This window comes from Streptomyces sp. NBC_00190, from assembly GCF_036203305.1.
In the GTDB taxonomy this organism is placed as follows: Bacteria; Actinomycetota; Actinomycetes; order Streptomycetales; family Streptomycetaceae; genus Streptomyces.
In genome coordinates this window covers 2838177-2858454 of the sequence record NZ_CP108131.1, presented here as the reverse complement: position 1 = coordinate 2858454, position 20278 = coordinate 2838177, and the positions used below count along the sequence as shown (strand labels likewise).

The 20278-nt window shown below is 70.4% G+C and carries 18 protein-coding genes; 7 read left to right on the top strand and 11 right to left on the bottom strand.

Translation table 11 applies throughout. The features are described from left to right. The first annotated feature begins 21 nt into the window (after positions 1–21). On the top strand, positions 22–1404 hold the full coding sequence (locus OG429_RS13920; protein WP_328925644.1) for a glycine--tRNA ligase: 1383 nt from the start codon (positions 22–24) through the stop codon (positions 1402–1404). 76 nt (positions 1405–1480) lie between these two features. Here OG429_RS13920 and OG429_RS13915 read toward each other — a convergent pair whose 3' ends face one another. From OG429_RS13915 to OG429_RS13900, 4 genes are all read right to left on the bottom strand, one after another. Further along, positions 1481–2185 (bottom strand): VC0807 family protein, encoded by a 705-nt coding sequence (locus OG429_RS13915; protein WP_328925643.1) that lies wholly within the window; start codon positions 2183–2185, stop codon positions 1481–1483. 141 nt (positions 2186–2326) lie between these two features. Continuing rightward, the gene (locus OG429_RS13910; protein ID WP_328925642.1) at positions 2327–2920 is read right to left on the bottom strand and encodes a TetR family transcriptional regulator; all 594 of its coding nucleotides are present in this window, start codon (positions 2918–2920) and stop codon (positions 2327–2329) included. 20 nt (positions 2921–2940) lie between these two features. Beyond that, a complete protein-coding gene (locus OG429_RS13905; RefSeq protein ID WP_328925641.1) occupies positions 2941–3969 on the bottom strand; it encodes an aldo/keto reductase in 1029 nt (342 codons plus the stop codon). Between the two features lie 66 nt (positions 3970–4035). Beyond that, positions 4036–4392, bottom strand: a complete 357-nt coding sequence (locus OG429_RS13900; RefSeq protein ID WP_328925640.1) for a DoxX family protein — start codon at positions 4390–4392, stop codon at positions 4036–4038. Positions 4393–4471: 79 nt separating this feature from the next. Here OG429_RS13900 and OG429_RS13895 point away from each other — a divergent pair, with 79 nt between their 5' ends. Continuing rightward, positions 4472–4927, top strand: coding sequence for a MarR family winged helix-turn-helix transcriptional regulator (locus tag OG429_RS13895; RefSeq protein ID WP_328925639.1), 456 nt, complete (start codon positions 4472–4474; stop codon positions 4925–4927). A 25-nt stretch (positions 4928–4952) separates the two neighbouring features. Here the strand turns inward: OG429_RS13895 and OG429_RS13890 are convergent, their stop codons facing one another. The 3 genes from OG429_RS13890 to OG429_RS13880 form a co-directional block, all read right to left on the bottom strand. Further along, the gene (locus OG429_RS13890; RefSeq protein WP_328925638.1) at positions 4953–5804 is read right to left on the bottom strand and encodes an RNA polymerase sigma-70 factor; all 852 of its coding nucleotides are present in this window, start codon (positions 5802–5804) and stop codon (positions 4953–4955) included. After that, positions 5801–6361 carry a carboxymuconolactone decarboxylase family protein gene (locus tag OG429_RS13885; protein WP_328925637.1) on the bottom strand — a complete coding sequence of 187 codons (561 nt, stop codon included), beginning with the start codon at positions 6359–6361 and terminating at the stop codon, positions 5801–5803. Before OG429_RS13885 ends, OG429_RS13890 begins: the two co-directional genes overlap by 4 nt. A 132-nt stretch (positions 6362–6493) precedes the next feature. Next, positions 6494–7939: an MFS transporter gene (locus OG429_RS13880; RefSeq protein WP_328925636.1), complete on the bottom strand. Its 1446-nt coding sequence runs from the start codon at positions 7937–7939 to the stop codon at positions 6494–6496. A gap of 34 nt (positions 7940–7973) precedes the next feature. Here OG429_RS13880 and dusB point away from each other — a divergent pair, with 34 nt between their 5' ends. The 3 genes from dusB (at position 7974) to OG429_RS13865 (ending at position 13646) form a co-directional block, all read left to right on the top strand. Beyond that, positions 7974–9134, top strand: coding sequence for a tRNA dihydrouridine synthase DusB (gene dusB / locus OG429_RS13875; protein WP_328925635.1), 1161 nt, complete (start codon positions 7974–7976; stop codon positions 9132–9134). 364 nt (positions 9135–9498) lie between these two features. Continuing rightward, positions 9499–12207 (top strand): pyruvate, phosphate dikinase, encoded by a 2709-nt coding sequence (ppdK, locus tag OG429_RS13870; protein ID WP_328925634.1) that lies wholly within the window; start codon positions 9499–9501, stop codon positions 12205–12207. Positions 12208–12593: 386 nt separating this feature from the next. After that, a complete protein-coding gene (locus OG429_RS13865) occupies positions 12594–13646 on the top strand; it encodes an ArsR/SmtB family transcription factor (RefSeq protein WP_328925633.1) in 1053 nt (350 codons plus the stop codon). 69 nt (positions 13647–13715) lie between these two features. On the opposite strand, the gene OG429_RS13860 is transcribed toward OG429_RS13865, so the two are convergent. Further along, positions 13716–14876 (bottom strand): alkaline phosphatase PhoX, encoded by a 1161-nt coding sequence (locus tag OG429_RS13860; protein ID WP_328925632.1) that lies wholly within the window; start codon positions 14874–14876, stop codon positions 13716–13718. Positions 14877–15037: 161 nt separating this feature from the next. On the opposite strand from OG429_RS13860, the gene OG429_RS13855 reads away from it, so the two are divergent. Together OG429_RS13855 and OG429_RS13850 are read left to right on the top strand one after the other, a co-directional pair. Further along, entirely contained in the window at positions 15038–15505 is a 468-nt protein-coding gene (locus OG429_RS13855) for a group III truncated hemoglobin (RefSeq protein ID WP_328925631.1), read from the top strand. 113 nt (positions 15506–15618) lie between these two features. Then, positions 15619–16026, top strand: a complete 408-nt coding sequence (locus OG429_RS13850) for a VOC family protein (RefSeq protein WP_328925630.1) — start codon at positions 15619–15621, stop codon at positions 16024–16026. 16 nt (positions 16027–16042) lie between these two features. Here the strand turns inward: OG429_RS13850 and nirD are convergent, their stop codons facing one another. The 3 genes from nirD to OG429_RS13835 are packed head-to-tail and all read right to left on the bottom strand — an operon-like array spanning position 16043 to position 20125. Then, positions 16043–16375: a nitrite reductase small subunit NirD gene (nirD, locus tag OG429_RS13845; protein ID WP_328925629.1), complete on the bottom strand. Its 333-nt coding sequence runs from the start codon at positions 16373–16375 to the stop codon at positions 16043–16045. Then, on the bottom strand, positions 16372–18894 hold the full coding sequence (gene nirB / locus OG429_RS13840; RefSeq protein WP_328925628.1) for a nitrite reductase large subunit NirB: 2523 nt from the start codon (positions 18892–18894) through the stop codon (positions 16372–16374). Before nirB ends, nirD begins: the two co-directional genes overlap by 4 nt. 1 nt (position 18895) lies before the next feature. After that, complete coding sequence (locus tag OG429_RS13835; RefSeq protein WP_328925627.1) at positions 18896–20125, bottom strand: NAD(P)/FAD-dependent oxidoreductase; 1230 nt, start codon at positions 20123–20125, stop codon at positions 18896–18898. Positions 20126–20278: the final 153 nt, after the last annotated feature.

The following is a 20278-nucleotide window of genomic DNA, read 5'->3' as shown; positions in this document are numbered from 1 at the left end:
CCTCGTAATGAAGAGAGCACCGTGGCCGCCGACAAGATCGACACCATCGTCAGCCTGAGCAAGCGCCGTGGCTTCGTTTTCCCGTGCAGTGACATCTACGGCGGTTCCAGGGCTGCCTGGGACTACGGTCCGCTGGGTGTCGAGCTCAAGGAGAACATCAAGCGCCAGTGGTGGAAGGCGATGGTCACCGGGCGTGAGGACATCGTCGGCCTCGACTCGTCCGTGATCCTGGCCCCCGAGGTCTGGGTGGCCTCCGGCCACGTCGCCACCTTCTCGGACCCGCTGACCGAGTGCACCGCCTGTCACAAGCGCCACCGCGCGGACCACCTTGAAGAGGCGTACGAGGCCAAGCACGGCCGTCTGCCCGAGAACGGCCTCGCCGACATCAACTGCCCCCACTGCGGTGTGAAGGGCCAGTTCACCGAGCCCAAGCAGTTCTCCGGCATGCTGGAGACCCACCTCGGCCCGAGCCAGGACACCGCCTCCAAGGCGTACCTGCGCCCCGAGACCGCCCAGGGCATCTTCACCAACTTCGCCATGGTGCAGACCACCTCGCGCAAGAAGCCCCCGTTCGGCATCGCGCAGATGGGCAAGTCCTTCCGGAACGAGATCACTCCGGGCAACTTCATCTTCCGCACGCGCGAGTTCGAGCAGATGGAGATGGAGTTCTTCGTCAAGCCGGGCGAGGACGAGCAGTGGCAGGAGTACTGGATGGCCGAGCGGTGGAACTGGTACCGCGACCTCGGCATCCGCGAGGAGAACATCCGCTGGTACGAGCACCCGAAGGAGAAGCTGTCCCACTACTCGAAGCGCACCGCCGACATCGAGTACCGCTTCAACTTCGGCGGCAACGAGTTCTCCGAGCTCGAAGGCGTGGCCAACCGCACCGACTTCGACCTCAAGGCCCACTCCGCCGCCTCCGGCCAGGACCTCACCTACTTCGACCAGGAGGCCGGTGAGCGCTACACCCCGTACGTCATCGAGCCGGCGGCCGGTGTGAACCGCGCCATGCTCGCCTTCATGCTCGACGCGTACATCGAGGACGAGGCCCCCAACGCCAAGGGCGTCATGGAGAAGCGCACCGTGATGCGCCTCGACCCGCGCCTGGCTCCGATCAAGGTCGCCGTCCTGCCGCTGTCCCGCAACCCGCAGCTGTCGCCGAAGGCCAAGGGCCTCGCCGCCGACCTGCGCAAGAACTGGAACATCGAGTTCGACGACGCGGGCGCCATCGGCCGCCGTTACCGCCGCCAGGACGAGATCGGTACGCCGTTCTGCGTCACCGTCGACTTCGACACCCTGGACGACAACGCGGTGACCGTGCGCGAGCGCGACACCATGAAGCAGGAGCGCGTCTCCCTGGACCAGATCCAGAGCTACCTCGGCAGCCGCCTGCTCGGCTGCTAGGTTCCGCCGCTCGGAAGGCCGGTGGCCCGGTGCGCTCGTTGCGCACCGGGCCACCGGTCTTTGCGTGTGCTCCGTCTCAGGCGGCCGAGGCCTCGGCCGCCGCCGCGGCGGCAGCGCGGCGCTCGCCCTCCGCCTGGGACCGCTTGCCGTACAGGGCGGTCCACACGCCCAGAGCGCCGAGCACCCCGTAGATCATGATCGGGCTGAGGGTCACCATGGTCTTGGTGCTCAGCACGTACGCCAGGGCGATGCGGACTACAGCCTCGGTGACGTACGCGACGCCCCAGACCAGGGTCATCCGGGTCAGCGTGGTCCGGAAGCCCTCGTACTGCCACAGGCCGTTCCACCAGGCCGTGCTCTCCGGGGTGCCGTCGGTGGCGAACTTACGGCTGAAGTAGAACATCAACGGGCGCGGTGCGAGCAGCGTGGCCAGGCAGAGCAGCCCGAACAGCCCGGTCACGCCCGAGTCCTTGATGAGCAGGGCGCGGGCCGAGTGCGCGCCGATCAGCGAGACGACGGCCGTGATCACGATGAACACCAGGGTGACGATGGCGAACTCGTCGAGCTTGCGCCGCCAGGCCACGCTGATGGCGGTGTCGAGCACCGGCCAGGCGCTGCTGAGGAGGAGCGCCGAGAACTCGCTCCAGCCGTGGTCGTCGACGAGGGTGTTGTACGTGATGATCGGCGCCACGACATTGAGGCCGATGGTCAGGATCCAGCCGAGGGCGGTTGCGGCTCCCGAGCGGGCGGGAGGTGCGGGTCGTGCTACTTGGGCGGACAAGGTTCCCCCTGGAACGTGCCTGATGAGTGCGTAAGGGGACCGTAAGGACATCGGGGTGGCATGTACAAGGCGAACACGCCCAAAATGATCATCAAGCTGTCCGGACTGAAGGATTCCGGATGAGCCGGGCCGGGCTGCGCGTCAGGCGCGCAGACCCCGGACGACCAGCGCGGTGACCGCTTCGAACTCCGTGAAGATCGTGGGCGAGAGCCAGTCGGCCGCGTACTGCGGGTCGTGAAAGCGGCCGGTGGCGTCGAAGACCGCGCGGGCGGCGGCCGGTACGTCCTCGGCGGCGAGCGTGCCCGCCGCGACGCCCTCGGCGATGATCCGGGCCAGCTGGCCGATCAGCTCGGCCAGGTGGGTCTCCACGATCCCGCTGTTCTCGGCGAGCAGCACGGTGTAGGTGGCGAACAGCTCCGGATCGTCACCGGCCTTGTGGCGCTTGGCCTCGAACAGCGCCTCCAGCCACGCCTCCAGCTTGGAAGGGGCACTCTCGGCGGGCGCCGCGGTGATTGCCTCCAGCATGACGACGCTCTTGGCGAGCCAGCGGTCCGTGACGGCCTCGCGCAGCGCCGCCTTCGACGGGAAGTGCCGGTACACGCTGCCGTGGCTGACGCCCAGCGCGCGGGCCACGTCCACCACGGTCGCCTTGGTCGGGCCGAAGCGGCGCAGTACCTCCTCGGTGGTTTCGAGGATGCGCTCGGGTGTCAGGGGCTCGGCAGCTGCGGGGGACATGGGACGACCGTACCGCCAGCTCAGTGCTCGCTGTCGAGGTGGGCCATCTGGGCCGCCGGGTAACGGTCCCCGGCCGCGGCGCCCGCGGGCACGGCCTCCTCGATCGCGGCCAGGTCGGCGGCGCTGAGCGATATCTCCATGGCACCCAGTGCCTCGGCCAGCCGGTCCCGGCGCCGGGCACCCACCAGCGGCACGATGTCCTCGCCGCGGGAGAGCACCCATGCGATGGCGGTCTGGGCCACGCTCACGCCCTTGCCCTCGGCGACCTTGCGCAGGGCGTCGACCAGACCGAGGTTCCGGTCGAGGTTGTCACCCTGGAAGCGCGGACTCATGCCGCGGAAGTCGTGCGGGCTCAGCTTGCGGTCCCGGGTGAAGTGGCCGCTGATCAGGCCGCGGGACAGTACTCCGTACGCCGTGATGCCTATGCCGAGCTCGCGGGCGGTCGGCAGGATCTCGTCCTCGATGCCGCGGGAGATGAGCGAGTACTCGATCTGGAGGTCGGCGATCGGGGCCACGGCGGCGGCCCGGCGCAGCGTGTCCGCGCCGACCTCGGAGAGGCCGATGTGGCGCACGTGCCCCGCCTCGACGGCCTCGGCGATGGCCCCGATGGTCTCCTCGATCGGGACGTCCGGGTCCACGCGGGCGATCCGGTAGATGTCGATGTGGTCCCGGCCGAGCCGCTGGAGCGAGTAGGCCAGGAAGTTCTTGACGGCCTCCGGCCGGCCGTCGTAGCCGGTGAAGCCGCCCTCGACCGTGCGCAAAGCGCCGAACTTGACGCTGGTCAGCGCCCGCTCGCGAGCCGCTGCGGGCGCGGTGCGGAGGGCTTCGTTGATCAGTAGTTCGTTGTGGCCCATGCCGTAGAAGTCGCCGGTGTCGAGCAGCGTGACGCCGGCGTCCAGGGCGGCGTGGATGGTGGCGACGGACTCCGGGCGGTCGGCCTCCCCGTACAGCGCTGACATCCCCATGCAGCCGAGGCCGAGCGGGAAGACGGACGGCCCGGTGGCCCCGAGGGTGCGGGTGGTTGCGGTGGTGTTCTCGTTCGTGGTCATGAAACGAGAATGACATGACGAGTGACAGATTTCAATATCTGTCACTCGTCAGCGTGAAGGTGACGGCTACGAAAGGACCCGCAGGGCCAGGGCAGCGGCCGAGACCGCGGTCAGGACGGCGGCCGGGGCGAGCTCGTAGTCCTTGGCGCGGAGATGGGCGATGACCGCACCGGCGAAGTAGAGGGTCACGCCGATGGCGGCGGCGACACCGAGGGGGGTGACCCACAGGCCCGCGACCAGGCCGATCGCGCCGGCCGCCTTGAGGGCGGCCAGGCGTGGCAACCAGGAGTCCGGGACCTGGACCTTGCGCATGCTGGCGACGATCTGGTCGTTGCGCTGCAGCGTGAAGGTGGCGGAGGCGGTCAGGACGAGGGCGAGGAGGCCGCCGACGACGGCGTAGGCGATGAACATGGGGATCTCCAAGGGTTGATTATTCAGAATCATTGAACATTCTCAATGATATTGCAAATATAATCATTTCTTGATTGCTACGATGTGGACCATGACGGCAGACCAGGACACATCGCACCCACCGCAGCGGCTGGGCCTGCTGCTGGCCTGGCACGGATCGGTCACCCAGGCCCGGATGAAGAAGGCGCTCAGCACGGCGGGGCTCACGCCGCGGCACGCGATGACGCTGATGCACTTGGAGGACGGCCCCATCAGCCAGCGGGCGCTGGCCGAGCGGCTGGAGGTGGACCCGAGCGTGCTCGTCGGGATCCTGAACGACCTGGAGGGCGACGGCCTGGCCGAACGCCGGCGGGACCCGGCGGACCGCCGTCGCCACAACGTGGCCATCACCGTCGCGGGATCGACGGCACTGGGCAGGACGAACGCGGCGCTCGACGAGGTCGAGCAGGGCCTGTTCGCAGGCCTGTCGGCCGGTGACCAGGACGCGCTGCGCGCCCTGCTGGCGCGGATCGACACCCGCGCGGACGACTTCGACTGCCAGGAGTAGCCCTGCCCCGTCCCTGGGCGTCGGGTCAGGCCAGGTGGCGGAGCTTGTCGGGGTTGCGGATGACCCGGATCTCGGTGATCCGGCCGTCCTCGACCTCCACGCAGGCGACGGTGTCCGGCCGTCCGGCCGTGGTGAGCAGCAGGCCCGGCCGGCCATTGACGTCGACGGCCACGACGCGCGGGGCCTCCATCGGCTGGGCGAGCACGGCTGCGAGGAAGCGGGCAACGTTCTCGGCGCCGTGCAGCGGGCGCAGGGCCGCCTTGACCTTCCCGCCGCCGTCGTTCCACGCGGTGACGTCGGGGGCGAGCAGTTCCAGCATGCGGTTCAGGTCACCCCCGAGGCACGCGGCGAGGAACTCGTCGGTGACGTGGCGCCTCACCTCGGCCGGGGCCTCGTGGCGCGGCCGGCGTGCCTGGACGTGCGACTTGGCCCGGGAGCCGACCTGGCGTACCGAGGTCTCGGTGCGGTCGAGCGTCTCGGCGATCTCCCGATACGAGAAGCCGAAGACCTCCTTGAGTACGAAGACCGCCCGCTCCAGCGGTGAGAGGCTCTCCAGAACCACCAGCATGGCGAGCGAGACCGACTCGGCCAGCTCCACGTCCCCGGTGGCGTCCGGCACGGTGACCAGCGGCTCGGGCAGCCAGGGGCCGACGTACTGCTCCCGCTTGACGGCCGCAGAACTCAGCCGGTTGAGCGCGAGGTTGGTGATCGTACGGGCCAGGTAGCCGCCCGGGCTGGCGACCTGGGCGGACGCCTGGCTGCAGCGGAGCCAGGTGTCCTGGACCAGGTCCTCGGCATCCGCGACGCTGCCGAGCATCCGGTAGGCGATGCCGAAGAGCATCGGCCGGTGCTGTTCGAAGACGGCGATCTCGATCACGTACGGGACGGTACCGCGCAGGCCTCGGAGAAGCCCTGGCTGGTCAGGCCGAAGGCGCTGTTCATCCGGGAGCGCAAGTTCTCCAGGGCGACCGTGGCGGTGAGTTCCACGAAGGCGGCCTCGCCCAGCCGTCCCAGCAGCGCCTCGGCGAGTCCGTCGGTGACGGCGGGCTCGGTCTCGGTCATGGCCTCGGCGTACTCCATGACCTGGAGTTCCAGCTCGGTGAAGGCCTCGCGGTGGTCCCGCCACTGCGGCACCTGGGAGATCTTGTCGAGCGGCAGGCCGAGTCCGCTGCCTTCCCAGTGGCCGAAGTCCATGCACCAGGAGCAGTTGATCCGGGCCGCGGTGGCCATCACGGCGAGATGCCTCAGGGCCGGTTCGAGCGCGTTCCACTTGGCGACGGAGCGCTCCAGCTTGACGTAGGCGAGCAGGACCTTCTGGTTGTGGCCGATCGCGAGCCCGGGTTCGAGCACCTTGCCGTACGTCCGTCGGGAGTACCAGGACCCGATGCGGTTCAGCAGGGTGCGGGGCGGGGTGAGCGAGATGCGGGCGGTCATTTCGGGCCTCCAGGCTTCCGGTGGATGCGTCTGGAGGTAGGACAGGACAGCTGCCGAGCATGTGACATCGGAGCCCGTTGCCGGGCGGTCGCCCGGGTCAGGCGTCCCCCCGAGTCATGCCTTCGGCTCGGGTCAGGCGTCCGCCCGGGTGCGGGGGGTCGAAGGGTCCAGGGTGCGGGCCGTGCGGGCCGCCGTCGCGCGGGCCCAGGGGCCGCTCGTCGCCGCGCCCACCCCCAGGACCAGCAGGCCGCAGGCCGTGATGATCCACCACGCCGGGCCCGTCGCCCCGGCGAAGTCGGAGCCGTTAGCCAGCCCGGCCGCCAGGACGGCGCCGACGATCGCGACGCCCAGCGTGCTGCCCGTCTGCCGGCTGGTGGAGGCGATGGCGGCCGCGACGCCCGCCTGGGATCGAGGCATCCCGGACACCGCCGTATTGGTGATCGGCGCGTTCACCATGCCGAAGCCGAGGCCGAAGAGCACGTACCCGGTGAACATGAGCGGGGTGGACGTCTCGGCCTGGAACGCGGCGAAGAGCAGCCCGCTCGCGGCCATCGCGACCCCCGCGACGAGCAGCGGAAGCCGCGGCCCCCGGCTGCCCACCAGCCGGCCCGAAATCGGTGCGACGAGCATGGTCAGCGCGGCCATCGGCAGCATGTAGAGCCCGGCGTGCAGCGCGTCCAGCCCCCGTACGTCCTGCAGGTACAGGGTGTTCAGGAAGAGGAACCCGGCCATCCCGGAGAAGGCGCTCACGGCGATGACCGTGGCCCCGCTGAAGGGCGCGCTCCGGAAGAACCGGAAATCGATCAGCGGCTCCTCGCGCCGGGGCTCGTAGATCAGCAGCCCCACCAGCGAGGCGAAGGCCGCCAGGGCGCAGCCCATGATCAGCGGCGAGCGCCAGCCCGCCGACGGCGCCTCGATGATGCCGTACGTCAGCGTGCCCAGCAGCGCCATGACCAGCAGCTGGCCCACCGGGTCAGGGCGCCGGGCCCGCGCCGCGCGGGACTCGGGGACGTGGCGCAGGGTCAGTACGAGGGCCGCCAGCCCGATCGGCAGGTTCACCCAGAAGATCGAGCGCCAGCCCACGGAGTCCACCAGCAGACCGCCGATGAGGGGACCCGCCGCCATGGAGACGCCCGCGACCGCCCCCCACACGCCGATCGCCCGCGCCCGCTGGGCGGGATCGGTGAAGGTGTTGGTGATGATCGACATCGCCACCGGGTTCAGCATCGCGCCGCCGACGGCCTGGACCATCCGGTACGCGATCAGCCATTCGAGGCTGGGCGCGAGCGAGCACAGCAGGGATCCGGCGGTGAAGAGCACCAGACCGGCGACGAACACCCTGCGGCGGCCGATCCGGTCGGCGGTGGAGCCCGCGAGCATCAGCAGCGAGGCGAGGACCAGGGTGTAGGCGTCGATCGTCCACTGCATCCCCGCGACCGAGGCGTCCAGATCCTCGCGCATGGACGGCAGCGCGACGTTCAGGACGGTGTTGTCGAGGCTGACGATCAGCAGACTCATGCAGCAGACAGCCAGGACGATCATGCGCTGTTTGCGACTCGGCTGACTCGGCTCGATCATGCCGCCGATCGTACGTCTGCACCACCGCCCCGGCATGCGGGACAATGGGCGGATGACCACGCTCCCTCCGCCTCTCGCGATCGGCCCGCACACCGTGCAGCCCCCGGTGGTGCTCGCGCCCATGGCCGGCATCACCAATGCCCCGTTCCGTACCCTCTGCCGGGAGTTCTCGGGCGGCAAGGGGCTGTTCGTGAGCGAGATGATCACGACCCGCGCCCTGGTCGAGCGCAACGAGAAGACCATGCAGCTGATCCACTTCGACGAGACCGAGAAGCCCCGCTCGATCCAGCTGTACGGAGTCGACCCCGCGACGGTCGGCAAGGCGGTCCGCATGATCGTCGAAGAGGACCGCGCCGACCACATCGACCTCAATTTCGGCTGCCCGGTCCCCAAGGTCACCCGCAAGGGCGGTGGCTCGGCCCTCCCGTACAAGCGGAACCTGCTGCGCGCGATCCTCCGCGAGGCCGTCGCCGGCGCCGGCGACCTGCCGGTGACCATGAAGATGCGCAAGGGCATCAACGACGACCACCTCACCTACCTCGACGCCGGCCGGATCGCCGTCGAGGAGGGCGTCACCGCGATCGCCCTGCACGGACGCACCACCGCCCAGCACTACGGCGGCACCGCCGACTGGGACGCCATCGCGCGGCTCAAGGAGCACGTGCCGGAGATCCCGGTGCTCGGCAACGGCGACATCTGGTGCGCCGAGGACGCACTGCGCATGGTCCGCGAGACCGGCTGCGACGGCGTGGTCGTGGGGCGCGGCTGCCTGGGCCGCCCGTGGCTGTTCAACGACCTGGTGGCGGCCTTCGAGGGCCGCCCCGAGGACTTCCACAAGCCCACGCTGCGCGAGGTCGCGGGCACCATGCACCGCCACGCGCAACTGCTCGGGGAGTGGATCGGCGACGAGGCGCGCGGGGTGATCGACTTCCGTAAGCACGTGGCTTGGTACCTCAAGGGGTTCTCCGTCGGGTCCGAGATGCGCAAGAAGCTTGCGGTCACCTCCTCCCTGGCCGAACTGGACGCTCATCTGAGCGAGCTTGATCTGGATCAAGCCTGGCCGGAGAGCGCGGACGGTCCGCGGGGTCGGACGTCCGGAAACAACCGAGTTGTCCTGCCGGACGGCTGGCTGAAGGACCCGTACGACTGCGCGGGCATCAGCGAGGAAGCCGAACTGGACACTTCCGGAGGCTGACAAATCGCCCTCCGTGTCGCGTGATATACGCCACGCATGGGAGAGGTTTCGCTCAGATGAGCGCGAAGATCACGGGTAAGACTTTCAAAGGGTGGCACTGGGTGCCACCCTTTGTGCGTTCAATACTTGAACGCAAATAGATCGATGATCGCTCATCCGAGCGTGATCAAGCCTCAAAACGCCCTTCGGCCTTCGGGATGTGAAGGCTCTTGGTCCGTTCTGATTACCCATGAGTTACTTTCGATCTGCTGGCGCACGGGTGGTTACAGCCACATGACGACCAAGTGGACGTACCCAGAAGCCTTCGATCTGGGTATGTTCCTGGCCGTCAGGGCAGCCACCGAGCCTCGAGGAGTCGAGACCCGTGTCGGAAAACAAAGATCAGAAGTTCGTCTACGACTTCACCGAGGGCAACCGGGACCTCAAGGACCTCCTCGGCGGCAAGGGAGCCAACCTCGCCGAGATGACCAACCTTGGTCTCCCCGTCCCTCCCGGCTTCACCATCACCACCGAGGCCTGCAAGGTCTACCTCGAAAGCGGCTCGGCCCCGGCCGAACTGCGCGACGAGGTCAGCGCCCACCTCGCGGCCCTCGAGGCGAAGATGGGCAAGAAGCTCGGCCAGTCGGACGACCCGCTGCTGGTCTCCGTGCGCTCCGGTGCCAAGTTCTCGATGCCCGGCATGATGGACACCGTCCTCAACATCGGCCTCTCCGACGAGTCCGTCACCGGTCTCGCCTCGCAGTCCGGTGACGAGCGCTTCGCGTGGGACTCGTACCGCCGCCTCATCCAGATGTTCGGCAAGACCGTCCTCGGCGTCGAGGGCGAGCTCTTCGAGGACGCCCTCGACGAGGCCAAGGCCGCCAAGAAGGTCACCGTCGACACCGACCTCGACGCCGCCGACCTGAAGAAGCTGGTCAAGGTCTTTAAGAAGATCGTGGCGAAGGAAGCCGGCCGCGAGTTCCCGCAGGCCGCCCGCGAGCAGATGGACCTCGCCGTCGAGGCGGTCTTCAACTCCTGGAACACCGACCGCGCCAAGCTCTACCGCCGCCAGGAGCGCATCCCCGGCGACCTGGGCACCGCCGTCAACATCTGCTCCATGGTCTTCGGCAACCTCGGCCCCGACTCCGGCACCGGCGTCGCCTTCACCCGCGACCCCGCCAGCGGCCACCAGGGCGTCTACGGCGACTACCTCCAGAACGCCCAGGGCGAGGACGTGGTCGCGGGTATCCGCAACACCGTGCCGCTCGCGGACCTGGAGGCCATCGACAAGGCCTCGTACGACCAGCTCATGACGATCATGGAGACGCTGGAGACCCACTACAAGGATCTCTGCGACATCGAGTTCACCATCGAGCGCGGCCAGCTGTGGATGCTGCAGACCCGCGTGGGCAAGCGCACCGCCGGTGCCGCCTTCCGCATCGCCACCCAGCTCGTGGACCAGGGCCTGATCGACGAGGCCGAGGCCCTCCAGCGCGTCACCGGCCACCAGCTCGCGCAGCTGATGTTCCCGCGCTTCGACGAGAACGCGAACACCACGCTGCTGGGCCGCGGCATCGCCGCCTCCCCGGGCGCGGCGGTCGGCAAGGCCGTCTTCGACTCGTACACGGCCGTCAAGTGGTCCCGCTCCGGCGAGAAGGTCATCCTGATCCGCCGCGAGACCAACCCGGACGACCTGGACGGCATGATCGCCTCCGAGGGCATCCTGACCTCGCGCGGCGGCAAGACTTCGCACGCGGCCGTCGTCGCCCGCGGCATGGGCAAGACCTGTGTCTGCGGCGCCGAGGAGCTCGACGTCGACACCAAGCGCCGCCGCCTGACGGTCGGCGAGACGGTCATCGAAGAGGGCGACGTCGTCTCGATCGACGGCTCCACCGGCAAGGTCTACCTCGGTGAGGTACCCGTCGTACCGTCCCCGGTCGTCGAGTACTTCGAGGGCCGGATGCACGCCGGTGCCGACGACGCCAACGAGCTGGTCCAGGCCGTCCACCGGATCATGGCGTACGCGGACCGCGTCCGCCGCCTGCGGGTGCGCGCCAACGCCGACAACGCCGAGGACGCACTGCGCGCCCGCCGCTTCGGCGCCCAGGGCATCGGCCTGTGCCGCACCGAGCACATGTTCCTCGGAGAGCGCCGCGAGATGGTCGAGCGCCTGATCCTTGCGGACACCGACGGCGAGCGCGACGAGGCACTCAGTGCCCTCCTGCCGCTGCAGAAGAAGGACTTCGTCGAGCTGTTCGAGGCGATGGACGGCCTGCCCGTCACCGTCCGCCTGCTCGACCCGCCGCTGCACGAGTTCCTGCCCGACATCACCGAGCTGTCGGTGCGCGTCGCCCTCGCCGAGTCCCGCAAGGACGCCAACGAGAACGACCTGCGCCTGCTCCAGGCCGTGCACAAGCTGCACGAGCAGAACCCGATGTTGGGTCTGCGCGGTGTCCGCCTCGGCCTGGTCATCCCCGGTCTGTTCGCCATGCAGGTACGGGCGATCGCCGAGGCCGCCGCCGAGCGCAAGAACGCCAAGGGCGACCCGCGCGCCGAGATCATGGTTCCGCTCGTGGGCACCGTCCAGGAGCTGGAGATCGTCCGCGAGGAGGCCGACCGGGTCATCGCCGAGGTCGAGGCCGCCACCGGCACCAGCCTCAAGCTGACCATCGGCACGATGATCGAGCTGCCGCGCGCCGCCCTGACGGCCGACCAGATCGCCGAGGCCGCGCAGTTCTTCTCCTTCGGCACGAACGACCTGACCCAGACGGTGTGGGGCTTCTCCCGCGACGACGTCGAGGCCAGCTTCTTCACCGCGTACCTGGAGAAGGGGATCTTCGGGGTCTCGCCCTTCGAGACCATCGACAAGGACGGCGTCGGCACGCTGGTCCGCAGCGCCGTCGAGGCCGGCCGGGCCACCCGCCCCGACCTCAAGCTCGGCGTCTGCGGCGAGCACGGCGGCGACCCCGAGTCGGTCCACTTCTTCCACGAGGTCGGCCTCGACTACGTCTCCTGCTCGCCCTTCCGGATTCCGGTGGCGCGCCTGGAGGCCGGTCGCGCGGCCGCCGAGGCGAAGGGCAGCGACAGCCGCTGATCCCCGGCCCTGAGAAGGGCCTCACAGACCGCGCCTGCCCCCGGGTTCCCTGACGCCCTGGGGGCGGGCGCGCCTATTTTTTGCTGTTCAACAAATCTTTACGCCAGCAGGCGGTGGACGGATCCCCACCCGTCCACCGCCGCTGTCATTCTGCCGGGCACGTCGGCGCTTCCCGGTGCGACCGACCGCCAGGCCCCGCAAAGCCCCCCACGGCCTTCGCGGAGCGTTTCGGTCGCATCGGAGTGTGCCCGGCGGAGTACAGGATTTCGGTTGTCACGCCCCTGCCGAAAGGGGTTTCAACTGTGGCCGAAAGGGCGTGGTGACCACGTGTGACTGCATGCATACTCATGGGGCGGGGGGATTGCGGTTGCACAGGTGGGGGTTCGGTGCTGCGTATCCATTTCACTGGAGTGGACCTGGCACGCGTACGGATGGCAGGGCGTCCCGATGCGTTGTGGGAGACGATTCTCAGCTTTCACCGCTTAAGAGACCGGCGTGATGCCCGGTTGTTCGGTGAATGGCGTACGGAAACCCGGAGCAGGTTGAATAGTGAAACACGCTTGATCGGTGCGCTCATACCGAGTCGCGGCTATTTCCCCGATTTCCTGACCCCTGTGGAGGGGCAGTACGGGTGGGACCTGGGCCTCGACGCCCTGCGTGCCATCCGCCCCGAGCGGATGCGCCGCGAGCTGGCGCTGCTGGGCGCGGGAACGGGCCTCGGGGCGGCCTTCGGGATGCCCTCCGCCGTGAGCGGGGGCCCCGACACCACGGTCCCGCGGCGGTTGCGGGAGTTCATGGACGGCGGCACCGAGCAGCTGCCGAGGCTGCTCGGCGAGCTGCGCGGATACCACCGGGCGGCCGTGGAGCCGTACTGGACGCACATCCAGGCCCAGATCGAGGCCGAGCGGGCCGCGCGCGGCCGGGCCCTGCTGGACGGGGGCGCGGACGAACTGCTGGCCTCGCTGCCGCCGATGCTGCGCTGGCGTGCCCCGGTGCTGGAGTGCGACTACCCCGTGGACCGGGACGTACGGCTGCGCGGGCGGGGGCTGCTGCTCCAGCCGTCCTTCTTCTGCCGGCGCACCGCGGTGACCCTGCACGACCCGGAGCTGCCGCCGGTGCTGGTCTATCCGGCCGCCGCGCACCTGGCCTCGGCGCCCGCGGGCGGCGAGTCGGCCCGGCCCGTGGAGGAGCACCGCCAGCGCACCCTGGGCAAGCTCGTCGGGCACACCCGCTCGGTGGTGCTGCGGGCCATAGGCGACGGCGCCACCACCAGCGAACTGGCCCGCCGGGCCGGGGTCTCACTGGCCTCCGCCAGCCAGCACGCCTGCGTGATGCGCGAGGCGGGGCTGGTCACCACGCTCCGCCACGGGAACGCGGTGCTGCACACGGTGACCCCGCTGGGCGCCGCGCTGCTCCGGGGCGGGGCCGTGGCCTCCTGAGGCACGTGCGGCCCCGGCCCGGTGAAGGGCCGGGGCCGCACGGGACGGATGCGGATCCGCGGGTACCCGTCAGGTACGGAACGGGCCCGTCACCTCGTAGGTGATGCCGCCGGTCGAGCTTCCGCTCGTACCGCGCTGGCTGCTGAAGAAGAGGCGGCTGCCGTCGGGGGAGAACGCCGGGCCGGTGATCTCCGAGGAGGACTGGCCGGTGATCCGCAGGAAGGGGGCGACCACGTCGTCCGGCGTGATCAGGCAGATCTCCATGTTGCCGCCGTCCTCGGCGACGTACAGGTCGCCGTACGAGGACCCGGTGACGTTGTCCACGCCCGTCAGCGGGGCCGCGCCGCCGGGTACGAGCGAGTCGTCGTAGGCCAGCTCGTACGTGCTGCTCGCCAGGTTGAGCTGCCAGACCCGGTTGTCGCCCTTGGTGGTGAACCAGACCGTGTCGTTGGCGTAGTGGCAGCCCTCGCCGCCGTTGAACTTCTTGGAGCCGGAGACCTGGGTGCGGGTGGTGGTCGGGGAGCCGTCCGGGTCCGGCACGTTCTGCCAGGTGAAGGACCCGGAGGTGGCGGTCCCGGCGACGAGCACCTGGAGGGTGCCGGAGGCGAGATTGCCCCAGGTGGCCGGGATGAAGCGGTAGAAGCAGCCGCTGGTCTCGTCCTCGGTCAGGTAGATCACCTGGCGCACCGGGTCGGCGGCGGCCGCCTCGTGCTTGAAGCGGCCCATCGCGGGGCGCTGCACCGCCGCGTTCACGCCGTAGGGGTCGGTCTCGTAGACGTAGCCGAGGCTGACCTCCTCGCAGGACAGCCAGGTGTTCCACGGGGTCTTGCCGCCCGCGCAGTTCTGCCGCGTGTTGGAGAGGATCCGGTAGGAGCCGGTGATGGTGCCCGAGGAGTCGAACTTCACCGCGCTCACGCCGCCGGAGGGGTTGATCTCCGAGTTCGACACGTAGATCCAGCCCGTGCCGTCCGCGAAGCACGCGCCGCCGTCCGGGGCGCTGTGCCACTTGTAGGTGGTGGGTCCGACGTTCTGGCCGGAGCGGGCGATCACCCGGCTGCTGAAGCCGGCGGGCAGCTGGATGCCGTTGGCGTCCGCCGCGCCGAGCGCGCCGTAGGGCCCGGCACCGGGCTGGGCGGGGGCGGCGTAGGCGGCCCCGTGCATCAAGGTGCCGCCGAAGGCGGCGGCCGACGAACCGATCACCGCGCCGCGCAGGAAGGTACGACGTTCCACGGTCACTCCTGGGGGGAGGAAGGCCCCGCGGCCGGTCGGGCGCGGAGTCGCTCGCACCGGGGAACCTAGGGGCACCGAATTGACGCGACATCAATTCCTCGTGACGTACAGCGGGACTTTCGCCCCTGGAGAAGAGCGCCGTGGGGAAGGATGGTGGAACGATGAGCCAATTCGCCGCCGCCGGGGACATCTCGGGCCGCGCCGACCTCGACGTCGTGCTGCGCCGCTTCTACACGGCCGCCTTCGCGGATGCGCGGATCGGGCCCTTCTTCACGGAGATCGCGGGCACGGACCTGGAGGCCCACCTGCCCCGGATCACCGACTTCTGGGAGCGGGCCCTCTTCCGCACCGCCGACTACCGGCGCGACGCCTTCGCCCCGCACGGCGCCCTGCACTCCGCCCGGGCGATGACCGCCGCGGACTTCGGCCGCTGGGTGCAGCTGTGGCGCGCGACGATCGACGGCCGGCACCACGGGCCGAACGCCGAGCGCGCCAAGGAGCTGGGCGAGCGGATCGCGCTGGCCCTCCACAAGCGGCTGGCCGGTACGGACGCGGAGCTGCTGCGCGGCGAGGGCGCGGCCGGCTTCGTACCGCTGGCGGCCCTGAAGCTGCGCTCGGCAGCGGCCTGACCTGCGGTTTCTGACGAAGTCAAAAAAACTCGCGCGGAAGCGATGAGTTTCCCGGGCCGCCACGGTCTCACTCTCGAAAGCGCCGAAGTGCACACGAGAGAAGAGAGACCGAGATGTCCGCGACCATGATCTTCGTCAACCTGCCCGTCAAGGACCTGGGCGCCAGCAAGGCCTTCTGGGGCAAGCTGGGCTACTCCTTCAACGCCCAGTTCACCGACGAGAACTGCGCCTCCATGGTCATCAGCGACACCATCGTGGCCATGCTGCTGACCGAGGCCCGCTACAAGGACTTCACCCACAAGGAGATCGCGGACGCCACCAAGACCTCCGAGGTCCTGCTCTGTCTGAGCGCCGAAAGCCGCGCCGCGGTGGACGAGCTGGTCGACGGGGCCCTGGCGGCCGGGGCCACCGAGCCCCGCCCGGCCCAGGACCACGGCGTCATGTACGGCCGGGCCTTCGACGACCTCGACGGCCACACCTGGGAGATCATGTGGATGGACCCGGCCATGGTCCAGGGCTGAGCGCCCGGCCCCGTGGTCAGGAGGTCGCGGCGGTCCGCACCGGGTAGGTCCGGACCGCCACCTCCTCGTCGTCCAGGCAGCGCCCCGACTCCAGGTCGAAGCGCTGCTTCAGCAGCGGCGAGGCCACGAAGGGCCGGCCCGCCACGGTTCCCAGCAGTCCCCGCGAGAGGACGTGCGCCCCGGTGAAGGGGTCCTGGTTGCCGATGGCGTACGCACGCCCCGCGCGGTCGACGAACACGGCGGCCTGGCTCCCGTCGGGCAGCAGGGCCGCCACCCCGCGCCCGGGGGTGAGCGCGGACAGCTCGCACACCGTCAGCCAGCCCTCCGCCACCTGCAGTTCCACGGTCATCGGACTCCTCCGATCGTCAGGACGGCCAGGTCGGGCTTGACCTGGTCGCGCTCGGGGACGAACTTCACGGTCGGGTCGGGGGCGCCGGGCGCGTTGACGAAGGACACGAACCGGCGCAGCCGCTCCGGGTCCTCCAGCGTCTCGGCCCACTCGTCCCGGTAGTGCGCCACGTGGTCGGCCATCAGGGACTCCAGCTCCGCGCACAGCCCGAGCGAGTCGTGCACGATCACGTCCCGCAGGTGGTCCAGTCCCCCCTCCAGCCGCTCCAGCCAGCTGGAGGTCCGCTCCAGCCGGTCGGCGGTGCGGATGTAGAACATCAGGAACCGGTCGATCAGCCGGATCAGTTCCGCGTCCGACAGGTCCTGGGCCAGGAGGTCGGCGTGGCGCGGGGTGGCCCCGCCGTTGCCGCCCACGTAGAGGTTCCAGCCGCTCGCCGTCGCGATGACCCCGAAGTCCTTGCTCTGCGCCTCCGCGCACTCGCGGGTGCAGCCGGAGACCGCCGACTTGAGCTTGTGCGGGGCGCGCAGCCCCCGGTAGCGCAGCTCCAGGTCGATGGCCATCCGTACGCTGTCCTGCACTCCGTACCGGCACCAGGTCTGTCCCACGCAGGACTTCACCGTCCGCAGGGCCTTCCCGTACGCGTGCCCGGACTCGAATCCGGCGTCGACGAGCCGCGCCCAGATCCGGGGGAGCTGGTCCACGCTCGCGCCGAAGAGGTCGATCCGCTGACCGCCGGTGATCTTCGTGTAGAGGCCGAAGTCGCGGGCCACCTCGCCGATCACGATCAGCTTGTCGGGGGTGATCTCGCCGCCGGGGATGCGGGGGACGACCGAGTACGAGCCGTTGCGCTGCATGTTCGCGAGGAAATGGTCGTTGGTGTCCTGGAGGGCGGCCTGCTCCCCGTCCAGGACGTAGCCGCTCGCGCCGAGGGTCGCGGCGAGCGAGGCGATGACCGAGCCGACGGCGGGCTTGCACACCTCGCAGCCGTCACCGCCGCGGGCCTCGGGGCGGCCGTGGCCGTCGAGGAGCTCCTGGTACGAGGTCAGGCGGCGGGTGCGGACGATCTCGTAGAGCTCGGCACGGGTGAAGGGGAAGCAGCCGCACAGCCCCTTGTCGGCGGCGGCGGGCAGCAGCTGCCCGATCACCTTGAGGCACCCGCCGCAGCCGGTGCCCGCCTTGGTGCACTTCTTGACCTCGGGGAGGGTGGTGAAGGCGGTGATGGCCTTCTTGGTGACGTTGTGGCAGGAGCAGATCACCGCGTGGTCGGGGAGCGAGGACGGGCCGAGCGCGACGGGCGCGCCGACACCGGCCGGCAGGACCAGCTGCTCGGGGGCGACGGGCGGGACGCTGCCGGTGAGCGGGCGCAGCAGGCCGTACGAGTCCGCGTCGCCGACCAGGACGCCGCCGAGGAGGATCCCGTCGGGGGAGACGACCAGCTTCTTGTAGACGCCGGAGCGGGAGTCGGACCAGACGACGTCCAGGCTGCCCTCGGTGGCCCCGTGGGCGTCGCCGAAGGACGCCACGTCCACGCCGAGCAGCTTGAGCTTGGTGGAGAGGTCGGCTCCGGTGAACTCCTTCTCGCGGCCCAGCAGGTCCTCGGCGGCCGTCTCGGCCATCTCGTAGCCGGGGGCGACCAGCCCATAGACCCGGCCGTCGCAGGCGAGGGCGCACTCGCCGACGGCGTAGACGTGCGGGTCCGAGGTGCGGCAGCGGGCGTCGACCGCGATGCCGCCGCGCTCGCCGACGTCCAGTCCCGCGTCGCGGGCCAGCTGGTCGCGGGGGCGGACACCGGCGGAGAAGACGACGAGGCCGGTGTCGACGGTGGAGCCGTCGGAGAGCCGCATCCCGCTGACCCGGCCGTCCTCGCCGGTCAGCACCTCCTGGGTGCCGACACCGGTGTGCACGGTGAGGCCCATGGACTCGATGGTGCGCAGGAGGGCGGCGCCGCCGCCTTCGTCGACCTGTACGGGCATCAGGCGCGGGGCGAACTCGACGACGCGGGTGGCGAGGCCGAGCCCCTGGAGGGCGCCGGCGGCTTCGAGCCCGAGGAGTCCGCCACCGACGACCGCGCCGCTGGTGTGGTCCTTCGCGTACTCCTCGATGGCGAGGAGGTCCTCGATGGTGCGGTAGACGAAGCAGCCGGGGGCGTCCTTGCCGGGGACGGGCGGCACGAAGGGGTAGCTGCCGGTGGCCAGGACCAGGACGTCGTACGGGAACACCTGCCCGGACCGGGAGGTCACCGTGCGGGCCGCCCGGTCGATGTGCTCGGCGGGGTCGTCGAGGTGGAGCGCGATGCCGTGCTCGGCCATGAAGCCGGGGGGCGTCATGGACAGGTCCTCGGCGGTGCTTCCGGAGAAGTACGAGGTCAGGTGTACGCGGTCGTAGGCGGGCCGGGGCTCCTCGCAGAGCACGGTGATCCGGTGGGTCCGGGTCGCGCCGCGTTCGGCCAGGGCCTCCAGGTAGCGCTGGCCGACCATGCCGTGCCCGATGAGCACGATCGCGGGCAGGGGCTCGGTCATGTCAGTGGCCTCCGTCGTCGGTGAGCAGGTGGAACAGGTCGTGCGGTGATTCGTCGCCCTCCCAGGTGCGGGCGAGGGCGCCCACGGTGGAGAGCTCGCCGAGCAGCACCCCGCCGACGAGGCGGTCGCCGCGGACGACGACCGTCCGGTAGGTCCGGCGGGTGGCGTCGGCGAGGCGGACCACGTCGTCGCCGGGGCGGGGGTTCGGTTCGCCGAAGGCGGCGAGGTCGAAGTGCGCGTCGGCTCCGCCGAGGGTGAGGCGGGTCAGGGCGCGGGTGCCGGTGTATTCCGTGGGGGAGCCGGTGAGGGTGGCGGCGAGGGCGTCGGCCTGCTCCAGCGCCGGGCCGGCCAGGCCGTACACCCGGCCGGCGTGCTCGGCGCAGTCGCCGATGGCGTGGATGCGGGGGTCGCTGGTGCGGAGCAGGCCGTCGACCACGATGCCCGTGAGGACGTCGAGGCCGGCGGCCTGGGCGAGGCCGGTGCGGGGCCGGACGCCGCAGGCGAGCACGACGAGGTCGGCGTCGAGCCGGTAGCCGTCGGCGAGCTCGACCCCGGTGACCTTCCGCAGCCCCGGCGCCGACGCCGCGGGTTGCGTGGTCAGGCCGCGGACCCGGCACTCCGTGTGGATCTCCACGCCGAGACCGGTCAGGTGGGCGTCCAGCAAGGCCGAGGCGCCCGCGTCCAGCTGCCGCTCCATCAGGCGCTCCGCCTGCTGGGCCAGGACCACCTGCGCACCCCGCGCGGCGAGCGCGCGGGCCGCCGAGACGCCCAGCAGGCCCCCGCCGATCACCACCGCCCGCACCCCGGGGCGTACGGCCGCCGACAGGGCGAGGCAGTCGTCCATCGTGCGGAACGCGTGGACCCCTTCGGGCAGATCCCGCCCCCCGGGATCGAACAGGCCGCGCAGCGGAGGGAGCACCGGGTTGGACCCGGTCGCCAGTACCAGGGTGTCGTACGCCAGCGCCGCGCCGTCGTCGCAGTGCACCAGGCGGTCGGCCCGGTCGACGCGAACCGCCCGGACGCCCCGCCGCAGCGCCGGGCCGGGCGCCGGGAGGGCGGCCACCTCCGGCGCGTACCGGCCCGCCAGCACCTCGGCGAGCAGTACCCGGTTGTACGGGACGTGCGACTCCTCGCCGAGAACGGTCACCTCCGCGCTCCCGCCCAGCCGCGCAGCGAGCCGCAGGCCCGCGAGGCCGCCGCCGATCACCACCACACGCTGCTCCGATGTCATGCCCCGAGCGTGCGCGACCGCTGTTTCCCCGCCGGATCGCTGCTGTTACCCAGGGGGAACGCCCACCTCAGCACCCGGGTTAAGCGCCCGTGAGGCTTTCCTCAAGGCCGACTTAAGGATCACCACCGGCGCCGTACGGGCCCCTAGCGTGGC

Coding starts and splice junctions, on each gene's coding strand:
- OG429_RS13910 (WP_328925642.1), bottom strand. CDS start 2,920: ATGTCCCCCGCAGCTGCCGAGCCCCTGACACCCGAGCGCATCCTCGAA.
- OG429_RS13905 (WP_328925641.1), bottom strand. CDS start 3,969: ATGACCACGAACGAGAACACCACCGCAACCACCCGCACCCTCGGGGCC.
- OG429_RS13895 (WP_328925639.1), top strand. CDS start 4,472: ATGACGGCAGACCAGGACACATCGCACCCACCGCAGCGGCTGGGCCTG.
- OG429_RS13885 (WP_328925637.1), bottom strand. CDS start 6,361: ATGACCGCCCGCATCTCGCTCACCCCGCCCCGCACCCTGCTGAACCGC.
- OG429_RS13880 (WP_328925636.1), bottom strand. CDS start 7,939: ATGATCGAGCCGAGTCAGCCGAGTCGCAAACAGCGCATGATCGTCCTG.
- dusB (WP_328925635.1), top strand. CDS start 7,974: ATGCGGGACAATGGGCGGATGACCACGCTCCCTCCGCCTCTCGCGATC.
- OG429_RS13855 (WP_328925631.1), top strand. CDS start 15,038: ATGAGCCAATTCGCCGCCGCCGGGGACATCTCGGGCCGCGCCGACCTC.
- OG429_RS13850 (WP_328925630.1), top strand. CDS start 15,619: ATGTCCGCGACCATGATCTTCGTCAACCTGCCCGTCAAGGACCTGGGC.
- nirD (WP_328925629.1), bottom strand. CDS start 16,375: ATGACCGTGGAACTGCAGGTGGCGGAGGGCTGGCTGACGGTGTGCGAG.
- nirB (WP_328925628.1), bottom strand. CDS start 18,894: ATGACCGAGCCCCTGCCCGCGATCGTGCTCATCGGGCACGGCATGGTC.
- OG429_RS13835 (WP_328925627.1), bottom strand. CDS start 20,125: ATGACATCGGAGCAGCGTGTGGTGGTGATCGGCGGCGGCCTCGCGGGC.